The organism is Citrobacter sp. C5_2 (assembly GCF_014596845.2).
GTDB lineage: Bacteria > Pseudomonadota > Gammaproteobacteria > Enterobacterales > Enterobacteriaceae > Citrobacter > Citrobacter werkmanii.
The window spans coordinates 1614205-1625428 of the sequence record NZ_CP115032.1 but is presented as its reverse complement, the minus strand read 5'-3'; the positions used below and the strand labels follow the sequence as shown (position 1 = coordinate 1625428).

General features: G+C 51.3%; 9 protein-coding genes. 2 read left to right on the top strand and 7 right to left on the bottom strand.

All coding sequences use genetic code 11. The features are described from left to right. Positions 1–65: 65 nt before the first annotated feature. From nuoF to lrhA, 6 genes are all read right to left on the bottom strand, one after another. Positions 66–1403, bottom strand: a complete 1338-nt coding sequence (gene nuoF / locus ICA20_RS07810) for an NADH-quinone oxidoreductase subunit NuoF (protein WP_003839356.1) — start codon at positions 1401–1403, stop codon at positions 66–68. Continuing rightward, the gene (gene nuoE, locus ICA20_RS07805; protein WP_006683660.1) at positions 1400–1900 is read right to left on the bottom strand and encodes an NADH-quinone oxidoreductase subunit NuoE; all 501 of its coding nucleotides are present in this window, start codon (positions 1898–1900) and stop codon (positions 1400–1402) included. The genes nuoF and nuoE overlap by 4 nt, the downstream gene beginning before the upstream one ends. A 2-nt stretch (positions 1901–1902) precedes the next feature. Beyond that, positions 1903–3705 (bottom strand): NADH-quinone oxidoreductase subunit C/D, encoded by a 1803-nt coding sequence (gene nuoC, locus ICA20_RS07800; RefSeq protein ID WP_006683659.1) that lies wholly within the window; start codon positions 3703–3705, stop codon positions 1903–1905. Positions 3706–3790: 85 nt separating this feature from the next. Beyond that, entirely contained in the window at positions 3791–4453 is a 663-nt protein-coding gene (gene nuoB / locus ICA20_RS07795) for an NADH-quinone oxidoreductase subunit NuoB (protein ID WP_003028075.1), read from the bottom strand. Between the two features lie 15 nt (positions 4454–4468). Next, positions 4469–4912, bottom strand: coding sequence for an NADH-quinone oxidoreductase subunit NuoA (gene nuoA, locus ICA20_RS07790; protein WP_003028077.1), 444 nt, complete (start codon positions 4910–4912; stop codon positions 4469–4471). Between the two features lie 627 nt (positions 4913–5539). After that, positions 5540–6478, bottom strand: a complete 939-nt coding sequence (lrhA, locus tag ICA20_RS07785) for a transcriptional regulator LrhA (RefSeq protein ID WP_038642304.1) — start codon at positions 6476–6478, stop codon at positions 5540–5542. Positions 6479–7405: 927 nt separating this feature from the next. Between lrhA and alaA the strand changes: the two genes are divergently transcribed. Both alaA and yfbR read left to right on the top strand, forming a co-directional pair. After that, a complete protein-coding gene (alaA, locus tag ICA20_RS07780) occupies positions 7406–8623 on the top strand; it encodes an alanine transaminase AlaA (RefSeq protein WP_005129483.1) in 1218 nt (405 codons plus the stop codon). 97 nt (positions 8624–8720) lie between these two features. Beyond that, positions 8721–9320 carry a 5'-deoxynucleotidase gene (gene yfbR, locus ICA20_RS07775; RefSeq protein WP_038642306.1) on the top strand — a complete coding sequence of 200 codons (600 nt, stop codon included), beginning with the start codon at positions 8721–8723 and terminating at the stop codon, positions 9318–9320. Between the two features lie 48 nt (positions 9321–9368). Here yfbR and ICA20_RS07770 read toward each other — a convergent pair whose 3' ends face one another. Beyond that, a complete protein-coding gene (locus tag ICA20_RS07770; protein ID WP_038642308.1) occupies positions 9369–11201 on the bottom strand; it encodes an SLC13 family permease in 1833 nt (610 codons plus the stop codon). Positions 11202–11224 lie beyond the last annotated feature (23 nt).

Below are 11224 nucleotides of genomic sequence, written 5' to 3'. Positions count from 1 at the left end.
GTTGGCTTAGTCAGGGACTAAGCGTTAATCGAATTACTTATCGCGATGCAGGGGGTAACCTGCAATTACCAGCGCTCTTTCAGCAGGTTCGGCTGAATACCACCAATAGCGTGGGTATTGCTGAAGGTCTGCTTGATGCCAGCTTCGAATTCTTCGCGGAAATATTTAATGGCGCTCTGCAGCGGCTCCACCGCACCCGGTGCGTGTGCACAGAAGGTTTTACCCGGGCCGAGGAAACGACACAGTTGCTCAAGTGTCTCGATATCCCCAGGCTGGCCTTCGCCACGCTCCAGCGCACGCAGAATTTTCACGCTCCACGGCAGACCGTCACGGCACGGCGTACACCAGCCGCAGGACTCGCGGGCGAAGAACTCTTCGAGGTTACGCACCAGCGGTACCATGCCAATCTCGTGGTCAACGGCCATTGCCAGCGCAGTACCCAGACGGCTGCCTGCTTTACCGATGCTTTCGAACTCCATCGGCAGGTCAAGATGCGCCTCGGTCAGGAAGTCGGTTCCCGCGCCGCCCGGCTGCCAGGCCTTGAATTTCAGGCCATCACGCATACCGCCCGCGTAGTCTTCGAGGATCTCACGCGCAGTGGTGCCAAACGGCAGTTCCCACAGGCCAGGGTTCTTCACACGACCGGAGAAGCCCATCAGCTTGGTGCCCGCATCTTTGCTCTTCGAGATGTTCTGATACCACTCCACGCCGTTGGCGAGGATGGCCGGTACGTTACACAGGGTTTCGACGTTGTTAACGCAGGTCGGCTTACCCCATGCGCCAGAGCTTGCCGGGAACGGCGGCTTGGAACGCGGGTTAGCGCGACGACCTTCGAGGGAGTTGATCAGCGCGGTTTCTTCACCGCAGATGTAACGCCCTGCCCCGGTATGGACAAACAGTTCGAAGTCGAAACCGGTGCCCATGATGTTTTTGCCAAGCAGACCGGCTTCGGTTGCTTCGGCAATCGCGCGGCGCAGATGCACAGCCGCCTCGATATATTCACCGCGCAGGAAGATGTAACCACGGTACGCTTTCAGCGCAAACGCGGAAATCAGCATGCCTTCCACCAGCAGGTGCGGCAGTTGTTCCATCAGCAGGCGGTCTTTATAGGTGCCCGGTTCCATTTCATCGGCGTTACACAGCAGGTAACGGATGTTCATGGATTCGTCTTTCGGCATCAGGCTCCACTTCAGACCGGTGGAAAAGCCCGCGCCGCCGCGCCCTTTCAGGCCAGCGTCTTTTACCTGATTGACGATTTCGTCCGGTGACAGGCCGGTCAGGGCCTTACGCGCACCTTCGTAACCGTTTTTGCTACGGTATTCGTCCAGCCAGACTGGCTGTTTGTCATCACGCAGACGCCAGGTCAGCGGATGTGTTTCGGGAGTACGGATAATATCTTTCATTTATACCGCTCCAGCAGTTCAGGAATGCCTTCCGGGGTCAGGTGAGCATGAGTGTCGTCATCGATCATCATGTTCGGCCCTTTATCACAGTTCCCCAGGCAGCAGGTCGGCAGCAGCGTAAAGCGACCATCAAAGGTCGTCTGCCCCGGCTTGATGTTGAGTTTTTTCTCAAGCGCAGCCTGGATCCCCTGATAACCATTGATATGGCACACCACGCTATCGCAATAGCGGATCACGTGGCGACCTACCGGCTGGCGGAAGATCTGGCTATAGAACGTGGCAACACCTTCTACGTCGCTTGCCGGGATACCCAGCACATCCGCGATCGCATAGATCGCCCCGTCCGGCACCCAGCCACGCTGCTTCTGAACGATTTTCAGCGCTTCAATGGACGCCGCACGCGGGTCTTCGTAGTGGTGCTTCTCGTGCTCAATCGCTTCACGCTCAGCCGCACTCAGCTCAAAAGCCTCGGTTTGTGGTTGTTGATTCTCGTGCATAATTAGCGGTCCACATCTGACATAACAAAATCAATACTACCCAGATGGACGATAAGGTCGGACACCAGGCTGCCGCGTACCGCTACCGGGATCTGCTGCAGGTGCGCATAGCTCGGGGTACGGATACGAGTACGGTAACTCATGGTGCTGCCATCGCTGGTCAGGTAGTAACTGTTGATACCCTTGGTCGCTTCCACCATCTGGAAGGACTCGTTTGCCGGCATAACCGGTCCCCACGAAACCTGCAGGAAGTGGGTGATCAGGGTTTCGATATGTTGCAGCGTGCGCTCTTTCGGCGGCGGCGTAGTCAGCGGGTGATCCGCTTTGAACGGGCCTTCCGGCATGTTGTTGAGGCACTGCTCAAGGATGCGCAGACTCTGGCGCAGCTCTTCAACTTTCAGCATTACGCGGGTATAGCAGTCAGACACGCCGCCGCCAACCGGAACTTCAAAGTCAAAGTTTTCGTAGCCAGAGTATGGACGGGCTTTACGCACGTCGAAATCAATACCGGTCGCACGCAGCGCAGCACCGGTACAACCCCAGTCCAGCGCTTCTTTCTTGCCATAGGCGGCAACGCCCTGGGAACGACCTTTCAGGATGGTGTTACGCAGTGCAGCTTTCTCGTAGGAATCCAGACGTTTTGGCATCCAGTCGAGGAAGTCACGCAGCAGCTTGTCCCAACCGCGCGGCAGATCGTGTGCGACACCGCCGATACGGAACCAGGCCGGGTGCATACGGTAACCGGTGATCGCTTCCACCACGTCATAAATTTTCTGACGATCGGTAAAGGCGAAGAAAACCGGCGTCATCGCGCCGACGTCCTGAATGAACGTGGAGATGTACAGCAGGTGGCTGTTGATACGGAACAATTCAGACAACATAACGCGAATCACGTTGACGCGATCCGGCGTGGTGATGCCCGCCAGTTTTTCAACCGCCAGTACGTAAGGCATTTCGTTGACGCAGCCGCCGAGATATTCGATACGGTCAGTGTACGGAATGTAGCTGTGCCAGGACTGACGTTCACCCATCTTTTCAGCGCCACGGTGGTGGTAGCCGATGTCAGGCACGCAGTCGACGATTTCTTCGCCATCAAGCTGCAGCACAATACGGAACGCGCCGTGAGAAGATGGGTGGTTAGGGCCGAGGTTGAGGAACATGAAGTCCTCGTTTTCGGTACCACGCTTCATGCCCCAGTCTTCGGGTTTAAAGGTCAGCGCTTCCATTTCCAGATCCTGTTTGGCTTTGGTCAGCTCAAACGGATCGAATTCGGTCGCACGCGCCGGGTAATCTTTACGCAGCGGGTGGCCTTGCCAGGTATGCGGCATCAGCAGACGCGTCAGATGCGGGTGGCCTTCGATATCGATACCAAACATTTCCCAGGTTTCACGCTCATACCAGTTGGCGTTGGGGAACAGTTTGGTAAACGTCGGTACACGCAGATCGTTTTCAGACAACGCCACCTTGAGCATGATATCGCGATTGCGTTCAATAGAAATCAGGTGATAGAAAACGGAAAAATCCGCGGCAGGTAACCCTTCGCGGTGCGTACGCAGACGTTCGTCCATGCCATGTAAGTCAAACAGCATGACGTAAGGTTTCGGCAGTCTCTTTAAGAAATCGCCAACTTCCAGTAATTGTTCACGCTTGACCCAAACAACGGGTACCCCGGTGCGAGTCGCCTGAACGGTAAAGGCATCCGGCCCAAAACGGTTGCGCAGTTCGCCAATGACCGGGTCATCAAGGTGATCCCGTGTTTGCCATACAGCATCTTGCGCGGTTAAGTCGGTCATATTGTTCACCATTGTAAATGGTCCGTGGTAGTCGGCAGTGCTTCGCGCTATTTATGTAGTGATAAGCGAAGGAAGTGCGGCTGCCGACAGGCGCAAATTAAATCTCGTCTGGTGTACGAAGATTCGTTACAGCAATACGTTCACCGCGTTTACGCTCGCGTTCTGACTGCATATTGGCGCGATAAACACCCTGATCCCCAACCACCCAGGAGAGCGGACGGCGTTCTTTGCCAATGGAATCCTGCAGCAGCATCAGAGCCTGCATATACGCTTCTGGACGCGGCGGGCATCCCGGGATGTACACATCGACCGGAATAAATTTATCAACGCCCTGCACCACAGAATAGATGTCGTACATACCGCCGGAGTTGGCGCATGCGCCCATGGAAATAACCCATTTTGGTTCCAGCATCTGATCGTAGAGGCGCTGAATAACCGGTGCCATTTTGGTAAAGCAGGTTCCAGCCACGACCATCAGGTCAGCCTGACGCGGCGATGCACGCAGTACTTCCGCACCAAAACGGGCCACATCGTGCACAGCGGTAAACGAGGTCACCATCTCAACGTAGCAGCAGGAAAGGCCAAAGTTATATGGCCAAATTGAGTTTTTACGGCCCCAGTTAACCATGTCATGGAGCTTGCCCATGAACACGTTTTTATTAACTTCTTGCTCCAGGGGGTCGGTTACGATCTCCTGTTTTTGCAGGGGGTAACGGTCGTTCTCACCGTTAGGATCTATGCGGGTGAGCGTATAATCCATCTTAATGCCTCGCGGTTAGCGTTGACGATTAGCGATACTGTTCGTTTCCGGGTTCATACGCTCGCGGCGTGAACGCGCGGGCGTCCAGTCCAGCGCGCCAATACGCACCAGATAAACCAGACCAGCCAGTAACACAAAAATAAAAATTGCAGCTTCCACAAAGCCAATCCAACCGCTTTCACGGATAGATGTTGACCATGCGAACAGATACAGCGCTTCAACGTCGAAGATAACGAAGAACATGGCTACCAGATAAAACTTGGCAGACAGGCGCAAGCGGGCGGTGCCGACCGAGTCGATACCTGATTCAAACGGCACGTTTTTAGATCTCGCGCGCGCGCGACCACCTAAAAACCAGCCGCCGACGAGCATCAGGCAGCACAGGCCAATGGCGACAATAAGAAAGATAGCGAATGCCCAGTGATGAGCGATGATTTCAGTGGATGTTGACATACTCATTGCTTACTCATCAAAAGTAGCGCCAAATTCTCTGCTCTTTTCGGCAGATGAACGCCACATCGATTCATGGGGAGGAATAAAAAAAACCTTACAATCACTGTAGAAAACCATTTTATACAGCCAATTGATGGGGTTTTTTACTCCTTTCTATAACCTTTTGTCAACTTTAACAAAAGTTTCCTCACATTATTTTACACTACTCCAACCTCATTAACATAAAGTGCTGTTTACAGCCATTTCGGTTGCATCATCGGTCTTTTTTAATGTTGTTGAATCGTGTCCGTAGTGAAGTAAAAAAGATAATACTCGTCTATTTTGACAGGAATTCACACTAATGCCTCCCCCTAAATGGGAGTATTTTCTTGATCTGTGACACGCTTTTGTTAATTCACCATAAAAAACAGCAACAATTTCTCTAGTTTTTTAACATGGAAACAATTAACACTTCTGCTGATTATTTTTCACCCTATTTGCTGGCTGTTTTTTTACCCGCTGATTTTGTTAAGTTTTAGTATAGCAAATGACATAAACCAATGTTATTTGCATAAAAAAAGAGCCGCTGGATGTTTTTTCATCATTAGCGGCTCTTTTTTTACACTTACATTTTAAAACGTTTTTTGTGACGCGTTACTCGAAGTCGCCTTCAATAAGGAGCGAATCATCTCCCCCTTCGGGGGTAAACTGATTGTATTGCCAAGGATTTTGATATGTCTGCATCGAGTTAAAGATCACCTGAGCTAAATCATTTTGCGTAGCCGGATCGCAGCACAACAGATACTCGGTATCAGGCAATGGCGGTAATCCGTCCGCCGCGCCCAGTACGCGTAAATCAGGGCTCATCATTTCAACGGGACGCGCAGTAACGCCCAGACCGGCTTTGACCGCAGCACGAACCGCAGGCAATGTTGAAGCAACATACGCTAAGCGCCACGGGATCTGCGCAGCATTCAGCGTTGCCAACACCATATCGCGGAACGGGCTCGGATCGTCCAACAGCACCAACGGGACCGGCTCACCTTTTTGCAGGATATATTCGGCCGCACAATACCAGTGCGTCGGCGAAGTGCGCAGATTCAGGCATTCAAAATCGCCCGGACGGTTAGTCGTTACCACCAAATCCACTTCTTGCGACTTCAGCATATCCACCATATAGGCGTTGCGCTTGACCCTTACATCCAATGCAAGCTTCGGATAAACCGAGCTTATACGGTTGAGCAGGAAAGGCAGTATCGTATCGGCGGATTCATCAGAAGCGCCAATAGTTAACACTCCCTGAAGATTGTTAAACATTAATGATGAGCATGCCTCATCATTAAAACGCAATATTTTTCTGGCGTAACCCAACAGCTGTATACCATGTTCGGTCAGCAGTTTGTTGCGTCCATGACGCGCGAACAACTCTTTCCCCACGAGTTGCTCAAGACGCTGCATTTGCTGACTCACCGCAGACTGAGTGCGACATACCGCAGCTGCCGCAGCCGCGAAGGTATTCAGGTCGGCAACAGCAACGAAGGTTCTCAGCAGATCGAGGTCGAGGTTAATTATCGGACGATTTGCATTTATCATAGTTTTTCACTTACTCGCGGGTCATACCGGGTTAATGCTGTGCATTCAGAATCAAACCACTCCATTTGTTATCTGCCTTCCTTGCAGTTTCGCTTAGTGTAACCAAGTGAAAATAAGGATGTATTTGGTTTAACAAACGAAACAATTCTCTTTCTACGCTATATAATAACCGTGACACTCATCGGAATATAGCAACGAGAAAGGGCCATATTTTTAGCTGCTGGATGATTCTGACTAATGGAAAACATGTAAATTTTGTAAATTTAAAAAAAACTTAACGAACAATAATTTACACATTAAAAACTAACTTTTCAGTACGTTAGGAACAACCAACAAACATTTGAATTATCGTAAAATTCGTACTACGCACCATTTCATGAGACTTATCTTAACCTAAAACCACTATATTTATAAGTGTTATCGCGAATAATTCGAGTCTACCTGAGGTTATGTCTGACCTGCGGTTTTCGTATTATTAGGCCATTCAATTTAATGCGATTTAAATATTAAATAATAATTAATTAAGAATCCTTCAATTCATTAATTATACTTAACAATGAATTCACACCGTACCACGCACGGATCAGGCCGATAACAGCCCTCGCAGATAAAACCTCAGTATTTTCGAATGACGTCATACCGCTTATGTGTCGGCGATCTTTTGCTTTACAGAGTTAAGTTTTTTTGACCAGACAAACCACCACACTCAAACCAACACTACAAAACATATCACCAATATAATACAATTCCCCAGATTATTATTTCATGATAATTGCGTTATTTAGTTATTAACAGTTAATTATAACTTCATGGATTTTCAAAATCTTCTACTAAAGACCCTTCAAAACTTACCGTCGTGGGAGTACATTGTGCTGGGCTGACTTCCACGGCAGGGAGTGGCATTCACAGCTAAAAAGGTCAACGTTCATGTCCCCCATTGAAAAATCCAGCAAATTAGAAAACGTCTGTTATGACATTCGCGGCCCGGTTCTGAAGGAAGCAAAGCGCCTGGAAGAAGAAGGCAATAAAGTTCTGAAACTTAACATCGGCAACCCGGCGCCATTCGGGTTTGAAGCGCCAGACGAAATTCTGGTTGATGTGATCCGCAATTTGCCAACAGCGCAAGGATATTGCGACTCCAAAGGTCTTTATTCAGCCCGTAAAGCGATCATGCAGCATTACCAGGCCCGCGGGATGCGCGATGTGACCGTGGAAGATATCTATATCGGTAACGGCGTTTCCGAATTGATTGTGCAGGCCATGCAGGCATTGCTGAACAGTGGGGACGAAATGCTCGTTCCGGCGCCTGATTATCCACTGTGGACGGCAGCGGTATCGCTCTCCGGCGGTAACGCCGTGCATTACCTGTGTGACGAATCATCTGACTGGTTCCCGGACCTTGACGACATTCGCGCCAAAATTACCCCGCGTACGCGTGGGATCGTCATCATTAACCCCAACAACCCAACCGGCGCTGTGTATTCCAAAGAGTTGCTGATGGAGATTGTTGAAATTGCTCGCCAGAACAACCTCATCATTTTTGCGGATGAGATTTACGACAAAATTCTCTACGATGATGCTGAACACCACTCGATCGCCGCGATGGCGCCGGACCTGCTGACTATTACCTTCAACGGCCTGTCAAAAACCTATCGCGTTGCCGGTTTCCGTCAGGGCTGGATGGTGCTGAACGGGCCGAAGAAACATGCCAAGGGGTACATCGAAGGTCTTGAGATGCTGGCCTCTATGCGCTTATGTGCTAACGTTCCGGCGCAACATGCGATTCAGACCGCGCTGGGCGGATACCAGAGCATCAGTGAATTTATCATGCCTGGCGGGCGCCTGTATGAACAACGCAACCGCGCCTGGGAGTTACTCAATGATATTCCCGGCGTCTCTTGCGTGAAACCGCGCGGCGCGCTGTATATGTTCCCAAAAATCGACGCTAAACGCTTCAACATTCATGACGACCAGAAAATGGTGCTCGACTTCCTGTTGCAGGAAAAAGTGCTGCTGGTTCAGGGGACCGCGTTCAACTGGCCGTGGCCGGATCATTTCCGCATCGTCACGCTCCCGCGCATTGACGATATCGAAATGTCGCTGAGTAAATTTGAGCGCTTCCTGTCAGGGTATCACCAGCTGTAATAAAACACGGGCTGTTGGATCAGTATGACGAGTATTTGCATCTGACAGCCTTCTCTGCGCACAATGACTCTTAGGTTGCCATCATATAAGGGTCGTTATGAAGCAGAGCCATTTTTTTGCCCACCTCTCCCGCCTGAAGCTCATTAACCGCTGGCCGCTGATGCGCAACGTGCGCACCGAAAATGTGTCCGAGCATAGTTTGCAAGTCGCCATGGTCGCTCATGCGCTGGCCGCGATCAAAAACCGTAAATTTGGTGGTCAGCTTAATGCAGAGCGCATTGCCCTGTTGGCAATGTACCATGACGCTTCAGAGGTGCTGACCGGTGACCTCCCTACCCCGGTAAAATACTTCAACTCACAAATCGCCCAGGAATATAAAGCGATAGAGAAAATTGCCCAGCAAAAGCTGGTCGATATGGTTCCCGATGAGCTGCGCGATATTTTTGCTCCGCTGATTGATGAACATGCTTACAGCGAAGAAGAGAAATCTACCGTCAAACAGGCCGATGCGCTGTGCGCTTATCTGAAGTGTCTGGAAGAACTTTCGGCGGGCAATAATGAGTTCTTGTTGGCGAAAACGCGACTGGAAAAAACGCTGGAGTCGCGGCGCAGCGAAGAGATGGATTATTTTATGGAGGTGTTTGTCCCGAGCTTTCACCTCTCATTAGATGAGATCAGCCAGGATTCACCGCTTTAAACGATGTTGCCGGATGGCGACGTCAACGTCTTATCCGGCACATAAAAATCAAAACGGGAACAGCATCGGGATCATCACCACGCACACCGCCATCACGATCACCGTAAACGGCACGCCAATTTTCACGAAATCGCTAAAGCTGTAGTTACCCGGCCCCAGCACCAGCGTGTTCACCGGCGAAGAGACTGGTGTCATAAAGGCTGCGGATGCCGCCATTGCAATCACCATTGCAAAAGGATACGGCGAAACCCCCATCGACTTTGCCGCCGCCAGGGCAATTGGCGCCATGAGTACCGCCGTCGCAGTATTTGAGATAAATAACCCGATGCTCGCGCACAGGACGAACAGGCAACCCAACATCATGTACGGGCCATACCCGCCGCCGACGTCCATCAGTCCTTTTACTACCAGATCGACACCGCCGGTTTTTTGTAGCGCCAGTGCAAAGGGCATCATCCCGACGATCAAAATAATGCTCGGCCAGTGAATCGCTTTATAGGCGCTTTCGGCATCGATACAGCGGAATTTCCCCATCAGCAGGCAGGCGATAATTGCGGCAACCGTATTAGGAATTTCATCGGTAAGCATCAGGGCCACCATCAGCACCAGGCAGAAAATGGCATGCGGCGCCTGACTGTGCGCCGGGGAGGCTTCACTGACCTCAGCCGGCATGTTCAACACCACGAAGTCGCGCCCTTTTTGTCCCAGCAGTGTAATGAGCTTCCAGTTACCCACCACCAGAATGATATCCCCCATCAGCAACGGTTCATCCACCACCGCGCCTGCCAGCGCCGTACCATCGCGTTTCAGGCCGACCACATTCAGACCGTAACGCGTACGAAAGGCTATCTCCCGTACCGTTTTGCCAATCAGTTCCGATTCAGGGATCAGTGAGATCTCGGCCATGCCCACATCAAGCGCCTGCTCGGAGAAGTATTCCCCGCGCAGCACCATCGGCTCCAGCAGTTGCTCACTGCAAAATTCTCGCAGATCGACATCCGCTGCAGACATATCAATCAGCAGCACGTCACGGGCGCGAAATTCAGAGACCCCGTTAACATCAACAATCACGCGACGAAAGCGCCGCCAGCGCTCCACGCCAATCACGTTTGCTCCGTAACGCTCACGCAGCTTCAGGTCGTCCAGACGCTGGCCAATCATCGGTGAACCAGGGCGAATCGCCAGACGGCGGGCACGCCCCGTGAGGCGATACTCTTTGATTAAATCGCGAAAAGTCCGGCGTTTCCAACCGTCTCCCGGCTGCCCGGAGTCTTCGCCCTTCAGCATAAAGCGCATCAGCAGCATATAAATTATGCCAAGCACCAGAACCACCAGCCCCAGCGGAGTGACGCTAAAAAAGCTGAAGCCGTTAAGTCCTTCGCGTAACAACTCACTGTTGACGACCAGGTTTGGCGGTGTCGCCACCAGCGTCATCATACCGCTTATCAATCCGGCAAAGCTCAGCGGCATCATCAGGCGCGAGGGAGAAATTTGCATGCGCATGGAAACGCTTAAGACAACCGGTATAAAGATAGCAACCACGCCGGTCGAACTCATAAACGCACCGAGCCCGGCCACGGTTATCATCAGCAACACCAGCATTTTGACTTCACTGCTGCCGGCGACCTTCACCAGCCAGGCCCCCATCACCGTCGCCACTCCGGTACGCACCAGACCGTCGCCGATAATAAATAATGCCGCGATCAAAATAACGTTAGGATCGCTGAACCCGGAAAAAGCTTCTGTGATGCTCAATGTTCCACTCAGAACAAAGGCAATAATGACCAGCAAAGCGATCGCATCCATACGCACTCTGCCAGTTGCAAACAAGACGACGGCAATCGCCAACAATGAGAGAACCCATATCAATTCACCGTTCACAACATATCCTTGTTAAATGAGAG